Raw genomic sequence first — 22,730 nt, forward strand, 5'->3', positions numbered from 1 at the left:
TATAAGTATGTGACTAGGGCGAGTGTGCGACGCCAACAACGCGATAGCCCTAAATAAATACAATCATATCAATCCTCTAAATAGTTCGCCCTGTCGCTAGGCGGCGAGCTAAACGAGACCCTAGGAGCATACATAAGTATGTGACTAGGGCGAGTGTGCGACGCCAACAACGCGACAGGCCGAAATATGACGAGGATTTTTAGAACCAAGGAGCTTGGATCATAACCGCTCCATAAAACAAGGCTCGGCCGGCTAACTCTCCGCTAAACATCGCCAACATTATCAATACAATTAAGACTACGGACGGTCGCTCCTTATATGCTTTCATCACCATAATACATGGCAATAGCATACTCATCACAACTTGCCACCACAGAAAATAACTTCCACCTTGGCTTGCGGGTAACTGTAAGCGAATAACCTGCGCGATTAATACCAATGCAACACCTATCAGCACACCTACTTTAATTGTCGATGGTAATGGTTTGCCTTGACTGATAACAAATAAGGCCACTAGACTAAAACCAAGGACAATTGCACTACCTAGAAACGCGATTTGTGTTGCTGGTGTATGCCATAATGGGTGAGCGACCATCTGGTAATAGACTTGTGCGGTGACAAGTATAGCGGCTAACCCACCGCCCCCACTTAGCCAACCTAAAATCGTATTGCGTGTGTTTACCGTGGGTTGTAACCAGCAAGATAGCGCCCACAACGTAACAATTCCATTTAATAGTACAAATGTCACTGCCTCGCGACTTAGCCATGAATGGCCTAGCCCCAGAACGGAACGATAGGCTTCGAGAGGCACACCCAAGTGCCCCATTGACATCGTTGACCCGACAACTTCAATCAGCCATATCAATAACACTGCACGACGTAATACATAACCTGATAATAGGTATTCTTGACTGGCTTTCATTTGGTAAATGGTTAATGCGAGAACAGCACCGACTCCCCATTGGCTCATTACCGTGAAAAATACCAGAGGGAGCTCCATATGTTTAATATCCATGATCAGTCCTCCATCCCAATAATCACAATATTTGGATGACTAATTGTGTGATCGGGCATGTTATAACGTCGCTCCAGCACCGCCCAGTTTGTCGTATGCTTTTTACGTAGTTCAGAAATATCACCAAACTCAATCGCGCCTGTCGGACAAGACTCCACACACCTTGGCAGTAGGCCTTCATCTAACCGCTCTGCGCACATATTACACTTACTGGTTTTTCCTTCTGCTGGGTCAAAGACAGGGGCATGATATGGGCAAGCCATGATACACATCTGGCAACCAATACATTTTTCATGGTCTTGAACGACGATGCCATCTGCCCGTTTGGTATAGGTGTCTGCAGGGCAAACTTTTAAACATTGTGGGTCATCACAATGATTACAAGACATCGTAATGAATGCTTGGGTATTCGGTGAGTCATCATTAAATTCGCGAACTCGGCGCCACAACACTCCCGGTGGAGTGACATTTTCAGATTTGCAGGCCATTGAACAAGTGCGGCAACCATAACAATCTTTTGTGTTGATCAAAAAACCATATTGTTTGACCATGATTAAGCCTCCCTTCTGACATCAACTAGCGTGCTATTACAGCAATGCCCAGTGCCTAAATGTTCAACTTGGTCATTCGTGACATGGCTGCTACTTCCCCCCTGCTGTTCCCACCAGCCGTTATCTAACGAAATTACGCCTTTTTTAATATGCGTAGTTACCACCGCAATGGCTCTGTGTTCCCCTCGGTCATTAAATGTAACCGCCCATTCTCCATTCTTAATGCCTCTAGACTTAGCATCTTCTGGGTGAATTAAAACATTCGGCTGGTTTCGTTGTACTTCAAGGATCCATTCATTCATTCCATGACTTGAATGCACGCTACGCGCTAACTTGCGCTGAACCGCCATCAGCGGGTACTTTTTGGCTAGTTCAGGTGAACCTTTAACAGACTCCGTCACTTGGTAGTAAGCGACAACAGGTGAAAAGTTTTTCTTTTGCCAATCTTCAATAAACAGGTGAGCTTTTTGGGTTGATGTCCTAAAAATACCGTCTTTGAATGGTATCCAATCCCCCTCGACTGGACGCACAGGGCCTTTTTCTAACATTTGGCGCGTAATACCAGAGCCGACTAAACAGGCGTCAATATAGTGCTCTATTGGTTTATTGAATACCTCACCAAAACCAAAACGTTCCGCTAATTGGGCAAAAATCCAATAATCGGGTTTTGCTTCACCAGCTGGCTCAACCGCTTTTTCCATTAATTGAACATATTGGCTACGGACACCCGCCATCAAACTGGTATCTTCAAAAATAGTGGTCACCGGTAAGACTAAATCTGCATATAACGCCGTCGAACTCATTAAGTTATCAGCCACAACCACAAATGGCACTTTCTTCAGAGCCTCCCGAACCTTATTCGTGTTCGGTAATTGGGTCATAACTCCCATCGTCATAATCCACCAGAAATTAATTGGATGCGGTTTTTCATTGACGATAAAATCACCAACTTTCGCGACAGGAATAGGCGGAATATTTTTCACATTCGGTGCGGGGGGAACGATTGGACTAAATTTAGCCATTTGCCGAGCACCACCTGCATCACAAACGCCTGCGCCACGCTTACCAATATTTCCAGTGAGTAAAGCGAGGTAGAACTGGCTAGCGGCAACATAAGCCCCATGCTCGGTACGCTGAGCACCGGACATGTTTTGTACAATCATGGAAGGCGTAATGGATGAGTAATCACGAGCAAGGCGAACAATCGTTTCCACTGGTACGTCTGTTTCTTCACTGACGCGAGCTACATCCCAACCTTTAGCTTGCTGATAAATTTGCTCAAATACTGTGGTGTAACCCAAGTTATCAGGAAGTTCATGTTGGAAAAGTGCTGGTTTAATACCCGGTGAATCATGACGAACTAATTGTTTGCTTAATATATCGAAAACTAAATAGCTGTCTTTATCATCTTCATTTTGCCTAACTTGTTTTTGGTCTGTATCAACCAAATAGACAGCACCGGTATGAACCCTGAGAAAATTTTCATCTATCCGGTTTTCTTCAATAATAATTTTAATCATGCCTAGAGCAAGTGCGGTATCTGTCCCTGGAATAATCGGGATCCACTCATCGGCTTTTGCTGCGGTTTCATTAAAGCGCGGGTCAATAACCACTAACCGAGCGCCATTTTTTCTTGCTTGGTTATAATTTTTAAAATAGGCTTGCATCGTAACCGCTGGGTTATTACCCCAACACAGGATATAACGGCTATCTGCTATCGTATCGCGGGTATCAGCATACCTCAGGCCGAGCATCGGGATCATTGCGGCTGTTACAGCAGAACAACACAGTGAGCCTGCTTGTTTCGTTGCCCCACCTAAATAATCGAAAAACGCCTTCCCCATGTCATTTTTAATCGAATCCATATTTCCGGCATGAGTAGAAATGAACAACCCTTCATTTCCATATTTATCGATGGTCTCTCTAATATTTTTTTCAATAAGATCCAGCGCCTCATTCCAACTTATTGGTTTGAATTCTGCTTTACCTTTTTCACCTACTCTCAGTAATGGTGTTTTGACGCGTTGATCATGATAGACCCATTTAGTTCGGCTCATACCTCTCAAGCAGCATTTAACATTAAACCCTTCCGTTGCTTGAATTTTCATCAGCTTACCTTGGTAGGTATATGCGGTTAGGTTGCAATGCAAACACTCCATTGCACAAGTTGAACGAAATGTTTTGTAGTCCGACAGTTTTAGCCGCACTTTGGGTAAGGGTTGATTACTGTTACCCTGTGCATATGAACAGGGTGCAATACTTGCCAGCCCAACAACACCAAGCCCTTTGAGCAGGGTTCGGCGTTTTAAACGTAGTGAATTTATAGTTTTCATTATAGTAAACCTCGACATTGCCTCTATAAGTACACTATATATATACTCCATTCACCAAAGATGAACTTGAGTAGCATCAATAATTCTATCTATTTATAGGTAATAATGTGCTACCGCTTTAGGGTTATCTTTTTTGCTTTATCGGGTCGTTAGCAGCACAAGGCAACTCATGGTAAAATATAACGACTTGTTAAACTGAGGTTTATGTATGTCTACTTTGCAAGGTGTTAATTCTGTTGATATAGCTGTAAGCATTTTAAATTATATTGCTCAAAATGGGGGCATTGCGCGCGCAGCGGATATTTCAAAAGGTTGTGATATATCGAAAAGTCGTCTACATAAATATCTCGTTTCACTATGTCGTACACAAATGCTGTACCAAGATATTCAAACTAGTCGTTATGGATTAGGTCGAAATTTAGCCTTCCTAGCCAACTTTGTTGAATCTGAGGACTCTTATATCGACACCATTAACAATGGTTTGATTCAATTTCGCGATGAACAAAACGTCTCAACGGGCATTGCTACCCGCCTAGGGAAAGCACTTTCTTTAATTAAATATAATCGTAGCTTCAAAAATATTGAAATTGACTTTTTGCCTAACACTCCATTACCTGTCGTGAAAAGTGCGGCTGGGCTAGTGTATTCCGCATTTGATAGCCAATTTGGCTCGAACTCATATTCACAAGACGAGATTAATAAAGTTATCCAACAAGGCTATGCTATCCGTTACCAACCGACAGAAGGTATTCCCGGCGCACAATCTATTGCTTGCCCTGTATTTAACAGCGAAGGCCAGCTTGTTGCAGCTGCAGTGACGATGGGATTTATTGCAGAAAATGAAATGGAAAGGTTGGCAACTTTATTAATCAAACAAGTTAGCCGGCTAAATTTATAATAACTACACCTGGCCGATACTATCGACTCAAGCTATAAACTATAGTTCAAATCAACGGTTCCAAATAAACCAAACAAATAAAGCCGAGGTTATCTCGGCTTTATGAATTCATTACTTCACATCGATACGAGGCAATTCGCCCATTTCTTTGAGTTTTTTAGATATTTCACGACGCTCTTTAGAAAGCTCTGCGTTCTTAATAATATAATCATCGACGCGATCATCATAATCGCTACGCATGTTCGCAATAATTGCCTGAATATCTTCAATCGACATGCCTGGTTTTATATATTCACTCAAGTTATCCAGCAGTAAAACACGCTTCTGGTTATCACGAATTTTTTTCTCATTGTCGGTAATTTCACGACGAATTTTATTTTTGCGACGAAACATACGCACAAATTCCAGAACATTTTGGAAAGACGGCTTGTTAGCGTTGTCCATGTTTAAAACCCTCTAGTCAATATTCAAAACGCATTATCTATTAACACAATACATTCTAATCCTATCGTGTTACAAGCCCGTTTCGCATATTTATCAAATTATTCCGCTGAAAATTGATTTCACTTTATACTTTTACGTCCAAATTTTCGGAGTGACCTTCATAAAATTTATTTATCTGATCTTGCCCTTTGATTTCTGGATCACCAGCGCCATCACCTCTGAGACAAAATGCAGATAATATTGTCGTAATAATCACAAATGTACCCATAACGAGATAGGTATGAGCAAAACCAATTTTATCATACCCCCAGCCTGCTAATGGGGAAAAAAGACTTGCAACGACAGAACTCATGCAACTAAAGCCAACTAAATAAAGTGTCGATGACAAACGCTTATCAAAATGAAGACTGTTATATTTAAAAATTGCGACTAAAAGAATTGGGAGTTCAACGGCATGCAGTAATTTCATTATCGATATCATAATTGCGCCATCAGCTAAGCCTGAACCAATAATCCGTAACGCCATGACTGAACTCGCAAATAATAACCCATTTTTAGCACCGATGCGGTTGACGATAAATGGCGCTATGAACATGCCTCCCGCCTCTAAGAAAACCTGCAATGAATTTAGATAACCGTACATCTCATTACCTAATTGTTCACTTTGGAACTGATGAACAAAATACACCATAAATTGCTGGTCATAGACGCTGTATATGCAGGTTCCAAATACAAATAATATTAAAGCCCAAAATTGAGGCTGCACAAATAATTGTAAAGCATCTTTCACCGTTATGACGGAAGGCTTACCGTGTTCAAGACTATTATAAGCATCCGTATTTACTGTTTTTAATTTCAATAAAATAACTAAAAATAATAAGCCTGAAACGGTTGCCATAATAAAATTGTAGTCGGGGTTTACGTTAATATTACGTCCAGCAAAAAACGTTGCAGTCGCCCAACCCAATGAGCCCCACATCCTCGCTTTACCATATTCAAAATTGCATAATCGGCTGACCCGCTCAGTATAAGACTCAAGAACACCTATCCCTGCGTGAAATGTCATACCAATAAACAAACCGCCAATAACACTGCCTAAAAATACATTCCATTTTAGCAACGTACCGAAAACCATAAAAAATGGCCCAGATAAAATCAGCAGTACGGCAATAAATAGCAGTAAATTTTTTCGTAATCCTAATTTGTCCTGTATAAATCCATAAAGTGGCTGTGCGCAAAGCGCCACAATTGAAATACAAGAGAAAATAAACCCCGTATCTGCGCCATCTAAGCCAACATATTTACGCAGCCAAATTGCGACGACAGAAAATATTGATGACCACGTGAAAAAGAAAAAAAACAATAATGCACTCAAAGAGGCATAATACTGTTTTACTCCACGCTCCATATTTCATCACCTGCCAAAAATTATCCTGATTAAGCAGCTATCAATCTCACTCGCTCAATATCAGATAGCGTTGGTTTAGCTTTCACAGTAGATAAGGTATCATTAATCAACAATGTATAGTGATACCAATAAATTAACCACTATCAACCTATTATATAACCATCAAAATGGTGAAAACGTTGCAAGATAATAAAAAACAACCTTCATTCTTTATTCATGACTATGAAACCTTTGGTAAACGCCCTGCTCTCGATAGGCCTGCACAATTTGCCGGCGTTCGTACCGACCTTGATTTTAATATCATTGAAGAACCTGAGGTTTTTTATTGCGCCCCGGCTGATGATTATTTACCACAGCCTGAAGCCGTCATGATCACAGGGATCACCCCACAGGTGGCATTATCTCAAGGCGTTAATGAAGCCGAGTTTGCTAAACGAATTCATGCAGCTTTTAGTGTCCCTAATACCTGTATTATGGGTTACAACAATATCCGTTTCGATGATGAAGTTACCCGTAATATTTTTTATCGAAATTTTTACGACCCATATGCTTATAGCTGGCAACAAGGAAATTCACGTTGGGATTTACTCGACACTCTGCGTGCCTGTTTTGCACTTCGCCCTGAAGGTATGCAATGGCCAGAAAATGAAGATGGCCTACCAAGTATGCGCTTAGAACATTTGACCAAAGCAAATGGGGTTGCTCATGAAAATGCTCACGATGCAATGTCTGACGTTTTAGCCACTATTAACATGGCAAAACTGTTGAAAGCTGCTCAACCGCGGATGTTCGACTATTTCTATCAGTTAAGAAATAAAAACAAAATAAGCCAACTTATTGATATTGTAGAAATAACGCCATTAGTTCATGTGTCTGGTATGTTTGGCGCATTGCGTTCTTATGTTAGTTTAGTTGCGCCTCTTGCTTGGCACCCTGACAACAAAAATGCCGTCATTATGTGTGATTTATCTGCCGATATCTCACCATTAATTGAGTTAGATGTTCAACAGTTACGTACTCGTTTATATACACCTAAAGCCGAACTGGCTGGCGAGTCCCCTGTTCCTGTAAAATTAGTGCATATTAATAAGTGCCCTATTTTAGCGCCAGAGAAAACTCTGCGGCCAGAAGATGCGCAGCGAACCGGTGTTGACCGTGACTTGTGTATGCGCAATTTGGAAACCTTACGCAAGGCTCCTGACATTCGTAACAAATTAATTGAGTTATTTAGCGAGCCTCAAGTATTCGCAGAGTCAGATGATGTCGATACACAAATTTATAATGGCTTTTTCAGTCCTTCTGACCGCTCAACTATGGATATTATTCGTGAGACATCCCCACAAAACTTGCCTGCATTGGAATTAAGTTTTGAAGATAAGCGTATGAAAGAACTGTTCTTTCGCTATAAAGCACGTAATTACCCTGCGACGCTATCTTATGATGAGCAGCAACGCTGGTTACAGCACCGTAGGGATTACTTTAATGAAGAACGTTTAACAGACTATATGCAACAAATACAGCAACTACTTGTAGAACATCAACATGATGAAAAGCGTTGTCAGCAATTAAAAGCATTGATTAATTATGCGAGAGATCTCGCCAGTTAATTTATCAATAAAAAAGGCAGATATTGTACTATTCCCAATATCTGCCTTACTTCATTTATATAGCGAGTTTATTGCTGGTCATGAGTATGACCACAGCCACAATCTCCTTCCCAATTTTTCCGTTTAGTTGTTTTACCTAAACCTGGGTTCATTGTGTTTGTTGGGTCAGATTGCTTATAGAACGATTTCAGTTGTTCAGGGGCTTTATACAAATGCCCTACGTTATGCTCTGCAGGGTATTGAGCGCCTCTTTCATCTAATAACGCTAACATTTTTTCTTTTAGCTCTTTCGGATCTACACCTTTCTTCAATACATAATCCTGATGCATAACATGGCACATAAAGTGACCACAATATAATTTATGAACTAATAGCTTTTCAATTTCTGGTGGTAATGTTTCAAACCAGTTTCTATCATTACGACGTAATGCGATATCAAGGGGTAAAACATCTTCCACATCTTTGTTGTGAACAGCATGATAACGAACCGCAGAACCCGCAGCAGCAAAACGGTGTAAAAATGCTTTCGCACCCTCTTCTGGCGTACATTCAAAATAGCCACCATCTGCGTTTGAAAAATAAGATTTTAGCCAAACTTTAGCTTCATCAATGCCGTCTCCAGCCATTTTCAACATTAAATGGTGTTCATAACGATCACGGAACTCTTTCATACGAGGCGGTAAGTGGGAAGGCCATAATTTACTGAGAACCTGCATGGTACGGTCAATCAGATTTGATGGTAGGAATGGGACTTTATTTAATACTGCATCAATACGCCCTTTAATAGTGAAAAACATTGGCATTTTGTCAGTGCCGAATTTATCAATCATTAAAAAGGTGTCTTTACCATAAACCTCTGCAATATCGAAGCAACCACGATGCATATATTCCCCCGCTACTGGCAGGTTTTTAAACTCACTCAGAATATAGCGACGTATATCTTCCAAAACATCTGGATTGTTAGAACCAATATAAAATACTTGTGTTTTTTTATCTGCAGGGAAGGTATCTAAGCGAACAGCAAATACCGCTAATTTGCCAGCGCACCCTGACGCTTCAAATAGGCGCCGTTCATCCGCATTGAAACGTGACGGTGTGTCTGCATCAACATCACGAACACGTTCTGCATATTCATGGTCAGACGCTAGTTTATCGCTCACTTGCACGTCTTCGCTGCTATAACCACGATTTTGTAAATTCGTCAGTATCTCTTCTGGCGTATTCCCCAAATCAATACCGAGGTGATTGACAAGCTCTACTTTGCCATCATCATTCACTCGGCCATAGAGAGCAAGTTCAGTATAGGCAGGGCCTCTGCGCACCAATGAACCACCAGAACTGTTACAAATACCACCAACAACTGAGGCACCAATACATGAAGAGCCAATCAAAGAGTGCGGCTCGCGCCCTAATGGTTTTAGAATTTTTTCCAGATCGTACAAAGTACTTCCCGGCATCGCAACAACTTGATTAAACTCCGGTAAAACTTGAATTTGGTTTAGTTTCAAGGTGCTAATGATGACGATATCGCGATCATAATCATAACCACTCGGAGTTGACCCTTCGGTTAACCCTGTATTAGCCGCTTGCATCAGCACAATTTTGTCTGCTTCAACACACGCCTTGAAGACATACCACTGTTCGAGCAATGTTGTTGGAAATACAACTGCGATTGCATCGCCCATACCAGAGCGAAAGCCTTTACGATAACGTTCTGTTTTATGCGGCTCTGTTAAAATATTTTTTTTGCCAACAATATTCCTAAGCGTCAGTAATAACCGTTGATTCTCAGGTTTCTTTGCATCATTCATTTGCGTGCCTTATTAATCGAATACGTAATTATCATAGTTATACATTATGTGTTGTAACAACAATATCACATAATATTATGATGTTAATAGGCTACACGCTTTATCTTAAATAATTCTTAACGGGTAAAAAAATAGCGCCTCAAGGGCGCTATTTTTAAATCTAATTCTGAACATATTCAAAGTCGAATTCTTCAGTGTATTCAAAATAGTTCGTGTTGTAGCAAGGCGCCGAGCAAAACGCAGCTACGGCGCGAAATAGGAAGAATTATGAAGAACTATACGTCGCTCATCTGCGGCATAGGCCGCTTAAACATGCGAGTCAGCACCGCCATATAGACCAAACCAACTGCTGTCCAGATCAACCCATAAACCATTGAGTCTTCTTCAATATTCAGCCATAACACACACACTGTTAGCGTACCAATAACAGGCAGGATCAAGTAGTTTAGGATATTTTTGAAGCCTGTCATTCGACGTTCACGAATAAAGAATTGGCTAATGACAGAAATATTCACGAAGGTGAACGCAATTAGCGCACCAAAGTTAATTAATGCTGTCGCAAAATCCATTTCAAACCAGATAGCGCCTAATGCCAAGAAACCAACCAGTAATACGTTGTATGCCGGGGTGCGCCATGTTGGGCTTACGTAGCCAAAGACTTTTTCTGGGAATACCCCATCACGTCCCATCACATACATTAAACGCGCACTACCTGCATGAGCGGCCATGCCTGATGCTAATACGGTAACACATGAGAACACCAGAATGATTGACTGGAAGAATGTACCAGCGACAAAACGCATAATATCTGGTTGTGTTTCGTTTATATTCTTAAAGCGTGATACATCAGGGAAGTATTGCTGTAAGAAGAACGAAACAGTAATAAAGATAACCCCACCGATTAACGCAGTTAAGAAAATAGCACGAGGAATAACTTTACCGGCATTCGGTGTTTCTTCTGAGAGTGAACTTAACCCGTCAAAACCTAAGAATGAGAAACAGAGAATTGTTGCCCCAGCAATGAGTGGGATCATTTCCGTTTTTTCATTAGCAAATGGGTTAAAAGTCCAAATTTCTCCCGTTCCTTCACCGTTAGAAACACCGTGGATCACAAGCCCTGTAAACACCACCATGACACCCACTTGAATAATAGCAATGACGGTACTTAAGTTTGCAATCACGTTAATCCCACGTAAGTTGGCTGCAGTCATTAAAATAACCAGCCCAACAACGAAGATTGCAGGTTCTACATTAGGGAAAATATCTTGTAAATAGATTTTAGCCAATAAGATGTTGATCATTGGCATAAAAATATAGGACAACAATGATGTCCAGCCCACCAAGAAGCCAATGTGTGGGCTCATGGATTTTTGGGCATAAGTATACGCTGAACCGGCTGATGGGAAACGTTTCACCAATTTACCGTAGCTCAGTGCAGTAAACAGTATCGCAGCAAGTGCAATAATGTATGAAGTTGGAACATGTCCACCGGTTTTATCTGATACCATTCCGAAGGTATCAAATATCGTCATTGGCTGGATATATGCAATACCAATCATTACCACTTGCACCAATGTTAAGGTTTTTGCAAGTTGTACGCGGTTATTCGCACCCGTTTGATTGTGACCGATGTCTAATGGAATTGGCGTATTATTTTGCACGTCTAAGCCCTCCCATAACTTTCGATTGCATACTACTTCGGCTTAATCGACAGTTACTGGGAAGACTTTGCATCTGCCTATAGGCAGAGAAAAACGAAGAAAGGGAGAAAGGCGTGTGAGCGAAGCCACCGAGAGCCCCGTAGTCATCGATACGGCAGCCGCCAGCGCCTGGCCCTGCTGCGAATGCGAAAAAGTAAGCCATAAAAGCATTCCTCAAATCGGTAGCGAAAAATGTTTGCTACACGTAAATATTAAAATTATCTCTCCGGCTCTATGTCCGGCCCCGCTAGAATGAACGTTCCTAAAAACAAAAAAACCGATGCTTTATTTAATTAAGCATCAGTTATTTTTTAGTTCGCGCATTTTGCACGCCATAACTCGAAATAGCAAGCTAAATTGTTAACAAATCACCCTATTTCCCATGAGAAATTTTGATTATTTCTGACTTTTTGCCATATCTGCTTATAAGTTCTTTTTCTTATGATTTTTATCAGGTTTTAATCAACAAAAAACCCTCTGGTGAGAGCCAAAGGGTTTGGGTTAATCGAGATAGTATTTTCGATTAGAAGTTGTAGTTGATACCGATATTGTAACGACGGCCTTCTAATTCAGCACCGTAAGTCGCATTATCGATACGGCGATCTAAGACGTTATAGACACCACCAACAATGTTCGCATTCTTGTTAAGCTGATAACTCGCACCTAAATCAAATAAAGCATAAGATGCTGTACCACTTGACATTTTTTGTCCACGGCCTTGGTACTCAGAGGTTTTACCACGGAAATTCATACGCGTCCACGTTTCTAAATCTTCAGTGGTTTGCCATGTCAGTGTGGAATTAGCCATATGTTTAGGCTGTTTATTTAATGGCTTACCTTTATTTACACCACTTTTTTGTTCAGTATCGGTATAGGTGTAGTTAGCTGCGAAGCTTAAGTCATCCACAATACGCCAGTTGAAAGTTAGTTCAACACCGCGCATTCTTGCTTTATCAACGTTTGCTTTGTCACTAATAAAACGATATGGTTTTCCAGGTTTATCACCTTCACCATCTTGAGCTACTGTACATGCTCTTACTGTGCTACTATTTTCTTCACAACGCCTAACTTCAGTAATTTTATCTTTAAAGTCAGTGTTATAGATAGTTATCCCTGCGGTAATATTATCTTGGTTATTCCAAATAACACCAATTTCTTCAGTAATACTTTTCTCTGGTTTCAAATCAGGATTACCATAAATAACGGCATTTCCTGCACCACCGCCTGTTGCTTGTCCCCAGTTTGCGGACGATTCGCGCAAGCTTGGTGCTTTATAACCTGTAGTTACCCCACCTTTAATCGTCCATTGTTCATCAGCATGCCATACACCATACAGACGCGGAGTCCAGTGTGAACCATAGTTTTCGTCTTTATCCATACGAAGGCCACCCGTTAATGCAAAATCATTAGTCATTAACCATTCATCTTCTGCAAATAACGCCCAGCTATATCGTTCAAGCTGATTATACTGTTTAAATTTATTACCTTCGTCTTTCAACTTCTCTTTACGATATTGGCCGCCGATACTTAAACTATGATCACCCAGTAAAAAGACACTTTGATTACGGAAAACAAGGTCTTCAGCCGTCATTTTACGGCCTGGGTTTTTTGTCTCATCGTATTGAACATAGGTATCTGTTGATGCAATATCATAAATACCCGTATGGGTTAATGCCATATGAGTCAATTCATATTTGCTAAAACCGCTACCGTCACCTCTTTTGCTGGTATAACCTTCACGGTCATCACGGTGTTGGTTATCACGTTTGAACTCTGCATCGAAGGTATTTTTGTCATCTGGAGTTAACGATACCGTTGCTCCACCACTTGCCATGATTTGGCGGTTAAAACCATTAATGATTTTATCTTCACCACGATGTGAATACTGGCCTTGTAGTTTTACACCTAACAAACCATCAATTAATGGACCAGATGTATAGAAACTGCCTTGCCCTGTATTACCTGAATTTTTGCGTTCTGTAATTGTGGCATCTGCTCGTAAACTGGTCGTCCACTCTTGTTGCACACGACGAGTGATAATATTGATAACCCCACCCATCGCATCTGAACCGTACAGCGATGACATTGGGCCGCGTACCACTTCAATACGCTCAATCGCAGGTAATGGCGGTAACCAACCTTGCTCAATACCAGAACCGTCACTATTTGGACGAGTGCTGCGTGTATCTACACGTTTACCATCGATTAAAATCATGGTGTATTTTGCATCCATACCACGGATGCTAATATCAGAGCTACTGCCGCCACCGGTGACCAAAACACCCGGTACATCTTTTAATGCGTCAGTTACATCACGATAAGCTTTAGTTTCGAGTTGTTCGCGAGTTACTACAGAAATAGACGCAGGTGCATCTTCAATTTTCTGTTGATAACCTGATGCGGTTGTAACATAGATTTTATCTTTACTGTCATCAGCAAATGCAGGTGCCGCAGCGATAGCCGCAATTATGCTAATTGCCACTTTTCTTTTATTAAAAACAACCATTCCCAACTCTCCAAGAGATATTTTGTTTTATATATGAATTGATTTGCTCACATTGATTTCATTGAATCAAAAATATCATTTTTATTATTTAGGCATTTAAATACCCATAAGAAATTCATGGTAAAAAACCATTATATAATTCAATTAAATTTCCTGTGGGTAATTACTATTAATTAATATTTAATTTGTTTATTTTTGAATATTGTTTCCTATTATTTTATTTGATGTGCTTGCTGTGTACTGCAAGCACATCATTTGCTTAGTGATATTAACTCGCCAGTTTATCAACCAGCCCATCAATCAGGACTTGTGGAACACCTTGCGAACAACGTTCGATGCGACCGCGTACACCATAAACCTCAGCAAGGCTTTCGGGTGTAATGACCTCTGCGGGTTCACCTTGTGCAATTAAATTACCCTGTTTCAACATTAATATGTGTTCTGCATGTTTAAGCGCAATATTAATATCATGAACAACCACAACCGTGATTATATTTCGGCGTTTGGTTTCTTTCGCCACTAAATCCATTACATGATATTGGTAATTCAAATCCAATGCACTTAACGGTTCATCTAATAACAATAAGTTGGGTTGACGAATTAAAGATTGAGCCAAACCGACTAATTGTTTTTGCCCACCTGAAAGTTGGTCTAAATAACTTAACGCCAAATGTTCAATACCCAATTGGCGTAATAACCCCATCACTTCGTCTTTACTGTTTTCATTGCTTAAACCGCCTGAAGCACGTTGAGCAACAATAACAGACTCGAGAACATACAGGTGCACACCAGCAGGTAACGTTTGCGGTAAATACACCACATTTTGTGCCCGCTGGGCAAAACTCTGTTGGGTTAAATCCAAACCATCAAGCAACAACTGCCCTGTTGCCTTATTTAGACCCGCCAGCGAACGCAACAACGTGGATTTACCACTGCCATTAGGCCCAAGTAATACCGTGATCTTGCCGCGAGGCAAAATATCCGTCGATAAATTCTCAATCACCGGGCGTTTTGGGTAGCCTGCATTAAATTGATTAATAATCAGGCCACTCATGATACGTTCCCTCTATGACGTAAAATAATGCTTAAAAAGAACGGTACCCCCACTAATGATGTCACAATCCCAACAGGAATAATCACACCAGGAATAATATTCTTCGACGCAATTGACGCCATTGATAAAATTAACGCCCCAATTAATGCACTTGCTGGTAGATAAAAACGGTGATCTTCACCAAAAATCAACCTTGCAATATGCGGTGCGACTAAACCAATAAAAGCAATAGGGCCAACAAATGCCACCGCTAAAGCCGATAAAATACTAATACGCAATAACGTTGTTAGCCTTAAACGACGCACATCAATACCAAAACTGATTGCCCTGTCCTCGCCCAACCTTAAAGCCGTCAGTTTCCATGAGCTCATCATGGCAATCGGGAAAATAAGTGCGAACACTAGCGCCATCACACCCAGTTTTACCCAAGTTGCTTTTGATAAACTCCCCATCGTCCAAAAGACTAAACCTTGCAAGGTATCTTCCGTCGCGATGAATTGCATCATAGAAACCAATGCATTAAAGGTGAACACGAGAGCAATACCAAACAATACGACACCTGAAGTTGCTACGCGCGTCCAACGGGTTACTGCGTCTAACATCAAAGCGGCTAACAACGCAAAAATAAAGGCATTCGCTGATATCACCCATTGGTCAGGCACACCTGGAATTGCAATGCCAGAGACAATCGCTAATGCGGCACCAAAAGCCGCTGCATTAGAGACCCCTAACGTAAATGGGCTCGCTAACGGGTTATTGAGGATCGTTTGCATCTCTGCGCCAGCAAGCCCTAATGACATGCCAATCACCACTGCCATCAACGCATATGGCAGGCGAATATCCCATACGATGACGCGTGTCCCTGCATCAACGGCCTCTGGGATCACCAACGTTTGCCATAAACGCTCAAGAGATAAACCTGATGGCCCTAAAGTAAAATCAATAACCAGTGATAATAAAATTGCCGCAACGATGACCGCTAGCCATGTCAACCGACGACGTAACATATTTTGATAATGTATTTTTACATTATCGTCAGCCTGAATCGCTGCTTTTTCAGCCGCAACTATTGGCTCGCTCGTAATACTCATCAATTCTTACCCGTTTTCATTACTTTTCGCTGACCCAATATACACCTGTTGGCTCAATGGCGAGAAACTCTCTATGTAATTGCTCCAGCGTTTTTTGCGGCTCAAGGTCGGTAAATTGTTCTGGATAGAACCACTTAGCGAAAACTTGCGTCGCAATCACATTATACGGAGAGTTATAGTAATTGTGCCAGATAGCATAATCTTGCTTATCTTTTATGGCTGATAACGCGCTAATTCCTTTACGTTCAGTAATTTTTTTCAGGCTTTCTTTTGCATCAGTTAATGTGCTTTGTGCCCCTAATTGAACGCCTGCATCTTTACTTCCCGGTGCTTTTGCACCAGATGCAATGTAAATACTTGGGTCTGCAGCAATGATTTTCTCTAAATTCATCGTACCAAGTGCACCCGGTAAAACACCTTTAGCAATATTTTTACCACCAGCTAAATCAATAAAGTTCCCCATGTTCCCATCACCAGCGGTACCACAGCAGTCTTCAAAGGCTCCCGCGCGTAATTCGATAAAAACACTGGGTTTTTTATCGTCTGGTATTTTAGAGGTAATATCAGTGACTAATTTTTGGTTTCTTTCATAAAAATCGACATACTTATTTGCTGCCTGTTCACGATTTAACGCTTTGCCGAGTAAACGCATACTTGGCAATGTATTTTCCAGTGGCTTATCACGGAAATCCACGAATACGACAGGCACTCCCGCTTTTTCAAGCTGGTTAACTAATTCGCTATTTTTACCCGGCCCATGGCCTGACAAACCAAAAATCGCGATATCTGGATTTAGGGTTAATACTTTTTCTGAACTGACGCTATCTGCGCTGGTATTACCAATCAGTGGAATATTATCAATTTCAGGAAATTTAGCTTTATAAGCAGCGTAGGTTTGTGGGTCTAGTTTTCGAAGGTCACCTTGCCAACCCACAATTCGGTCAATAGGTTTATCACCTTCCAGCAGAGCTATTGCACTAAATAGGCGTCCCTCACCTAATAAAATGCGATTAACATTATCAGGAACTTCAACTGTACGACCTGCAATATCAGTGACTGTTGCAGCCCAAGCACTCATACTGGCACTTGCTAATAACGCTAAACTTATCCCTTTTACTACCGACCTAGCTACAGACTTCTTGGCTACCGACGACATAGTATTAAGCTCCACTATTAACCTCATTGACTTACCTTTTTTTTATGCGGTAACAATAAAGCAAATAAGAATACTTATCAATACGATTATTAGTTTAATCATGACTTTCATCAATGGAATTCTGTGACCACCATCGTAAAGCCAAGCATTCAGCATATTTTACCGCCAAAATACCACTTTATTGCCAGCGCTATATATAAAAAAACAGCACCCTATAAAGAGTGCTGTTTTCATGATAAGTATTTTAAAAAATTATTTATCTAAATTTTCGCGGTAACTTGGAAAGCTCATGTCTTTATAGCGAATAAACGTAGTTTTCTTCGCTATCTTATAGCCAAACCAAATCGCTAAAAATAATGGGAGACCAATATAAGTTGCAGTAACCCCTACCCAATCAATTTTATCTTCTAAAAAGGCTTGGTAATTTTGGCCTAATGTAATTGTTAAACACAAAATAAAGGCAAAAATAGGGCCAATTGGGAAGAAACCTGAACGATAAGGTAAGTCATTAAGATCTTTCCCTTGTGCAATATAGCCTCTACGGAAACGATAATGGCTAATTGCAATACCTAACCAAGCAATAAACCCTGTCATCCCGGATGTATTTAATAGCCACAGGTACACCGTCTGGTTTCCAAACATAGAACTTAAGAAACACAATCCCGCAACAACTGTCGTTGCTAACAATGCATAACGCGGTACGCCACCTTTAGATAAACGGGCGAAAATGCGCGGCGCTTTGCCTTCACGCGCTAAGGTATACAACATACGCGTTGATGCGTACATACCCGAGTTACCTGCCGATAATACTGCCGTTAAGATAACAGCATTCATCACTGCTGCTGCGGATAATAGGCCTGCATTTTCAAATACTAAGGTAAATGGACTGACACTAATATCTTTGACATCATTACGCAGTAAACTTGGGTCAGTATAAGGAATGATCAAACTAATAATTAAGATTGCGAAGATATAGAATAACAGTATACGCCAAAATACTTTGCGCACTGCTTTTGGAATATTTTTGGCAGGATCTTTCGACTCACCCGCAGCAATACCAATTAATTCAGTACCTTGGAATGAGAAACCAACGATCATTGCCACACCAATCATCGCTGAGAAACCACCAGCAAAAGGTGCATCACCAATTTCCCAATTATGCCATCCTGCATTCTCTGCACCATTCATGATGCCAAAAATCATTAATACCCCGACGATAATAAAAATAACGACCGTGGTGACTTTTATTAATGAGAACCAGTATTCCGCTTCACCAAACCCTTTAACAGAGATGAAATTCAGTAAGAAAATAATGGCAAGGAAGATCGCGCTCCAAATCCAACCGGGAGTATCTGGGAACCAGTAGGTCATCACCAACTGAGCAGCAACTAAGTCAACGGCAATAGTCACAGCCCAGTTGTACCAGTAGTTCCACCCTAGTGCGAAACCAAAACCTTCATCGACATATTTTGCACCATAGGTTGCAAATGAGCCTGAGACAGGCATATAAGCGGCTAACTCGCCCAAACTGGTCATCAAAAAATAGACCATTAAGCCAATGATAGCATAAGAAAGGAGTGCTCCACCGGGGCCTGCTTGTGCAACCGTTGCACCGGATGCAACGAATAAACCGGTACCGATGGACCCACCGATAGCAATCATCGCAAGATGGCGTGCCTTTAACTCACGGCGTAGTTTTTGTGGGCCGCCCTGCGAGATAGTATTGGTATGTTGTTCTGACATTTGTTCCCTGCATTTTATTATTCAGCTAATATCGCATGGATTCTAGCAAAATAGGCTGTGAGAACTAAGCAACTCTTCACTGTTATAAGATACCTTCATAATTCACATAAAATTATAAGTAAAACGCGTTATTACCCAAGACCGAATATTGTTTCTTTAAAATCTTAGAAAAAACTTAACGTTGTTATTCCTCTGAAGGCTTTAGCCCGTTGCGAGGCGGCAAATGATTGGCATGTGGCTTGGGTAATCGAATGCAGCCAACAACGCAACGGACTAAAAGGTAACGAGAGTTTTTTAGTGACAATATGACAACAAATTAGTAATCGCACTCGAAATATGCTTTTGGCGGTGATAAATCAAATATAGCGTTCTTTCTAAATGAAGTTCGTCTATTTTTAACTCAACTAAAGTCCCATTCTCTAATTGCTCTTCGATCACTCGGCGTGATAAACAGCTTATACCTATTCCATATCGGACGGCATGTTTGATAGCTTCTGAATTTCCAAGCTCCATCAAAATATGAAAGCCGGGAAGATGTGCAAATAATAGTTGGTCAAGGACATCCCGCGTACCAGAGCCCCTTTCACGCAAGATCCAAGGAGCGTCACGTAAATCTTTTAAAGAGACGCTTTTATTCGCTAATGGGTTTTGAGGTGAAACAAAAATAACGAGTTCATCTTTTAACCATGCTTTAGAAATTAACTCAGGGCTATGGCAAACGCCTTCAATTAACCCAACGTCCGCTCTAAACTCCATAACGGATTTAATGATCTCTTCTGTGTTACTGATAAAAAGCTCTAAAGGAATATCTGGGTGGTCATGACGATAACCCGCTAAGACTTCCGGTAAAATATAATTACCAATCGTCGTACTGGCAGCAAGACGCACAGCTCCCATCTCTTTTTTAAATAATTGCTCGACCTCTAGCCCTTGCTCTAATAATGCTAAAGCTTTGGGATAAAGCAGCCTTCCGTGCTCATTCGTAACAAGTCGTTTACCCACACGGTCAAATAATTGAACACCTAGTTGACCTTCTAAATCCGTTAGCGACGCACTGACAGCCGACTGTGAAAGCGCTAATAGCTGAGATGCTTGCGTCGTGGAGCCACTTTTTAATACTTCCGTAAAAACCTCAAGTTGCCTAAGAGTAATTCGCATAAAGGTAAGCCCCAACGTGATTTTTAGTATTTGTAATAATAATGTTAATATTAACGATTTATTCGCAATATTCCAGAAGAAACTTATAATCTATTTTGGTGGTAGATTATATAAAAATAATCAATTTAAATTATTATTGCTTTTGTTATATCCTTATTACTAAATCTTATAAGCGGTAATAAAGAGTATTATCATGAATAAAAGTGACACCAACACCCTTGAGCAAAATAGCCTAAGCCCTATATTCAAACTCATACCAGGCATTATTTTAGCGGGTATTCTAACTGCTATTGCAATTTACCTAGGTGACCAACCCTGGTTTATGGATATCGGTTTAGGTGCATTAACCCTCGCAATATTATTAGGAATTATTGTAGGGAATACTTTTTACCCCGTAGCCAGTCGATCTTGTGATGCTGGTACTAAATTTGCCAAACACTATTTCCTACGCGCTGGTATTATCTTGTATGGCTTTCGCCTTACTTTCCAGCAGATCACTGACGTAGGAGCAACTGGGGTAATTATTGATGCTTTAACATTAACATCGACATTTTTATTAGCATATTGGCTAGGTAAAAAAGTGTTCGGTCTTGATGAAGAAACAACATTGTTAATTGGCGCAGGCAGTAGTATTTGTGGTGCAGCTGCCGTCATGGCAACCGAACCTGTCGTTAAAGCTTCTGCGAGTAAAGTCGCTGTTGCCGTTTCAACCGTTGTTATCTTTGGTACGATTTGTATCTTTGTTTACCCTTGGATTTACCAATTAAATGCGCACTTCGGCTGGTTTCCAGCAACAGAAGAAACTTTTGGGATTTATATTGGTTCAACCGTGCATGAAGTTGCACAGGTTGTTGCAGCAGGCCACACCATTGGTACTGACGCAGAAAATGCCTCTGTCATTGCCAAAATGATCCGTGTCATGATGCTTGCGCCTTTTCTAATTATTTTATCGGCTTTCTTAAGCCGTAAAACAGCGGCTAACCAAACAGCCAATAGCCAAAAAAGCAAAATCACTATTCCTTGGTTCGCTGTATTTTTTATTGTTGTTGCAGGTTTTAATTCACTCAACTTACTGCCTCAAGTGTTAGTGCAACAAATCATTGCGTTAGATACAATTTTACTCGCTATGGCAATGGTGGCTTTAGGACTAACGACCCATGTGAGTGCTATTCGCCAAGCGGGTATTAAACCCTTGTTAATGGCGCTGATTCTATTTGTTTGGTTGATTGTTGGCGGGCTTCTAATTAACGTACTGATTCAAAGTATTTTTTAGCATATATTCTCCTCATTTTTAGCCACCTTACTTGGTGGCTTTTTTGTTGATTTCATTTATTTGCTCATTAATGGCATACTCCAAGAAAAAGGAGTCAAAAATGAAATATATTGGAGCACATGTCAGCGCCTCAGGTGGCGTTGACCAAGCCGTTATTCGCGCACATGAAATCAATGCAACCGCTTTTGCTTTATTCACAAAAAATCAGCGCCAATGGAAAGCTGCGCCACTAAGCGAAGACGTGATTAAAAAATTTAAAGATAACTGCAAAAAATATGGGTACGGTAAACACCAGATCCTTCCTCATGACAGCTATTTGATCAATCTAGGTCACCCCGAATTTGAAGCTTTAGAGAAATCTCGTGCCGCTTTTATCGATGAGATGCAACGCTGCGAACAATTAGGTATTGATTTACTTAACTTTCACCCAGGTAGTCATTTAAAGAAAATTGAAATTGACGATTGTTTAGCGCGGATTGCTGAATCTATTAATATTGCCCTTGCTGAGACCGAAGGGGTGATTGCAGTTATTGAAAATACGGCCGGCCAAGGGACTAACTTGGGCTTTGACTTTACACATCTTGCAAAAATTATTGATGGAGTGAAAGATAAAAGCCGTGTAGGCGTTTGTATTGATACTTGTCACGCATTTGCCGCAGGTTATGACTTACGCACAGCCGAAGATTGTGACAAAACATTCGGCCAATTTGCAGAGATTGTTGGGTTTGAATTTCTAAAAGGAATGCACCTGAATGATGCTAAAAGTGAATTTGCCAGCCGCGTTGACCGCCACCATAGTTTAGGTGAAGGGAACATTGGCTTTGCTCCATTTACTTACATTATGCAAGATGACCGCTTTGATGGTATCCCATTGATTTTAGAAACTGTTAACCCCGATATTTGGCCGCAAGAAATTGCATGGCTAAAAGCACAACAAAATAGCTAATTATTTGCTTTCTAATAACCAAAAACCCCTGCATTT

Annotated in this window: 18 protein-coding genes; 4 read left to right on the forward strand and 14 right to left on the reverse strand. The window is 40.8% G+C overall.

All coding sequences use genetic code 11. From position 1 onward, the window contains the following. Positions 1 to 199 precede the first annotated feature (199 nt). From PSF67_RS05240 to PSF67_RS05250, 3 genes are read right to left on the reverse strand one after another with little or no spacing between them, the layout of a single operon-like run. Positions 200 to 1,015 (reverse strand): dimethyl sulfoxide reductase anchor subunit family protein, encoded by an 816-nt coding sequence (locus tag PSF67_RS05240; protein ID WP_272676603.1) that lies wholly within the window; start codon positions 1,013 to 1,015, stop codon positions 200 to 202. A 2-nt stretch (positions 1,016 to 1,017) separates the two neighbouring features. Then, complete coding sequence (locus PSF67_RS05245; RefSeq protein WP_272676604.1) at positions 1,018 to 1,566, reverse strand: 4Fe-4S dicluster domain-containing protein; 549 nt, start codon at positions 1,564 to 1,566, stop codon at positions 1,018 to 1,020. A 2-nt stretch (positions 1,567 to 1,568) separates the two neighbouring features. Beyond that, the gene (locus tag PSF67_RS05250; RefSeq protein ID WP_272676605.1) at positions 1,569 to 3,899 is read right to left on the reverse strand and encodes a molybdopterin-containing oxidoreductase family protein; all 2,331 of its coding nucleotides are present in this window, start codon (positions 3,897 to 3,899) and stop codon (positions 1,569 to 1,571) included. A gap of 208 nt (positions 3,900 to 4,107) precedes the next feature. On the opposite strand from PSF67_RS05250, the gene PSF67_RS05255 reads away from it, so the two are divergent. Further along, the gene (locus PSF67_RS05255) at positions 4,108 to 4,797 is read left to right on the forward strand and encodes a helix-turn-helix domain-containing protein (RefSeq protein ID WP_166264637.1); all 690 of its coding nucleotides are present in this window, start codon (positions 4,108 to 4,110) and stop codon (positions 4,795 to 4,797) included. Positions 4,798 to 4,908: 111 nt separating this feature from the next. Here the strand turns inward: PSF67_RS05255 and tmaR are convergent, their stop codons facing one another. Together tmaR and PSF67_RS05265 are read right to left on the reverse strand one after the other, a co-directional pair. Further along, positions 4,909 to 5,241, reverse strand: coding sequence for a PTS system regulator TmaR (gene tmaR / locus PSF67_RS05260; protein ID WP_004253179.1), 333 nt, complete (start codon positions 5,239 to 5,241; stop codon positions 4,909 to 4,911). A gap of 124 nt (positions 5,242 to 5,365) precedes the next feature. Beyond that, positions 5,366 to 6,649 carry an MFS transporter gene (locus PSF67_RS05265; RefSeq protein WP_272676606.1) on the reverse strand — a complete coding sequence of 428 codons (1,284 nt, stop codon included), beginning with the start codon at positions 6,647 to 6,649 and terminating at the stop codon, positions 5,366 to 5,368. A gap of 167 nt (positions 6,650 to 6,816) precedes the next feature. Between PSF67_RS05265 and sbcB the strand changes: the two genes are divergently transcribed. Further along, the gene (gene sbcB / locus PSF67_RS05270; protein ID WP_407072563.1) at positions 6,817 to 8,256 is read left to right on the forward strand and encodes an exodeoxyribonuclease I; all 1,440 of its coding nucleotides are present in this window, start codon (positions 6,817 to 6,819) and stop codon (positions 8,254 to 8,256) included. Positions 8,257 to 8,324: 68 nt separating this feature from the next. Here sbcB and dld read toward each other — a convergent pair whose 3' ends face one another. The 9 genes from dld to yieE form a co-directional block, all read right to left on the reverse strand. Continuing rightward, positions 8,325 to 10,067 carry a D-lactate dehydrogenase gene (gene dld / locus PSF67_RS05275; RefSeq protein ID WP_166264633.1) on the reverse strand — a complete coding sequence of 581 codons (1,743 nt, stop codon included), beginning with the start codon at positions 10,065 to 10,067 and terminating at the stop codon, positions 8,325 to 8,327. A 275-nt stretch (positions 10,068 to 10,342) separates the two neighbouring features. Further along, positions 10,343 to 11,728 (reverse strand): APC family permease, encoded by a 1,386-nt coding sequence (locus PSF67_RS05280; RefSeq protein ID WP_102137708.1) that lies wholly within the window; start codon positions 11,726 to 11,728, stop codon positions 10,343 to 10,345. Continuing rightward, a complete protein-coding gene (locus tag PSF67_RS05285; protein ID WP_004253162.1) occupies positions 11,718 to 11,930 on the reverse strand; it encodes a hypothetical protein in 213 nt (70 codons plus the stop codon). Before PSF67_RS05285 ends, PSF67_RS05280 begins: the two co-directional genes overlap by 11 nt. 360 nt (positions 11,931 to 12,290) lie before the next feature. Further along, positions 12,291 to 14,273 (reverse strand): ligand-gated channel protein, encoded by a 1,983-nt coding sequence (locus PSF67_RS05290; protein WP_272531042.1) that lies wholly within the window; start codon positions 14,271 to 14,273, stop codon positions 12,291 to 12,293. Positions 14,274 to 14,541: 268 nt separating this feature from the next. Then, entirely contained in the window at positions 14,542 to 15,330 is a 789-nt protein-coding gene (locus tag PSF67_RS05295; RefSeq protein ID WP_102137706.1) for an ABC transporter ATP-binding protein, read from the reverse strand. Then, positions 15,324 to 16,418 carry a FecCD family ABC transporter permease gene (locus tag PSF67_RS05300; RefSeq protein ID WP_272531044.1) on the reverse strand — a complete coding sequence of 365 codons (1,095 nt, stop codon included), beginning with the start codon at positions 16,416 to 16,418 and terminating at the stop codon, positions 15,324 to 15,326. Before PSF67_RS05300 ends, PSF67_RS05295 begins: the two co-directional genes overlap by 7 nt. A gap of 19 nt (positions 16,419 to 16,437) precedes the next feature. Beyond that, on the reverse strand, positions 16,438 to 17,574 hold the full coding sequence (locus PSF67_RS05305; RefSeq protein WP_168222847.1) for an ABC transporter substrate-binding protein: 1,137 nt from the start codon (positions 17,572 to 17,574) through the stop codon (positions 16,438 to 16,440). Positions 17,575 to 17,826: 252 nt separating this feature from the next. After that, positions 17,827 to 19,317, reverse strand: coding sequence for an amino acid permease (locus PSF67_RS05310; protein ID WP_102137703.1), 1,491 nt, complete (start codon positions 19,315 to 19,317; stop codon positions 17,827 to 17,829). 294 nt (positions 19,318 to 19,611) lie between these two features. After that, the gene (yieE, locus tag PSF67_RS05315; RefSeq protein ID WP_102137702.1) at positions 19,612 to 20,475 is read right to left on the reverse strand and encodes a DNA-binding transcriptional regulator YeiE; all 864 of its coding nucleotides are present in this window, start codon (positions 20,473 to 20,475) and stop codon (positions 19,612 to 19,614) included. A gap of 193 nt (positions 20,476 to 20,668) precedes the next feature. Between yieE and PSF67_RS05320 the strand changes: the two genes are divergently transcribed. Continuing rightward, positions 20,669 to 21,748: a YeiH family protein gene (locus PSF67_RS05320; protein WP_102137701.1), complete on the forward strand. Its 1,080-nt coding sequence runs from the start codon at positions 20,669 to 20,671 to the stop codon at positions 21,746 to 21,748. Positions 21,749 to 21,848: 100 nt separating this feature from the next. Further along, positions 21,849 to 22,694 carry a deoxyribonuclease IV gene (gene nfo, locus PSF67_RS05325; RefSeq protein WP_272676607.1) on the forward strand — a complete coding sequence of 282 codons (846 nt, stop codon included), beginning with the start codon at positions 21,849 to 21,851 and terminating at the stop codon, positions 22,692 to 22,694. Positions 22,695 to 22,730 lie beyond the last annotated feature (36 nt).

Source organism: Providencia sp. PROV076, from assembly GCF_028483405.1.
Taxonomy (GTDB): Bacteria; Pseudomonadota; Gammaproteobacteria; order Enterobacterales; family Enterobacteriaceae; genus Providencia; species Providencia huaxiensis.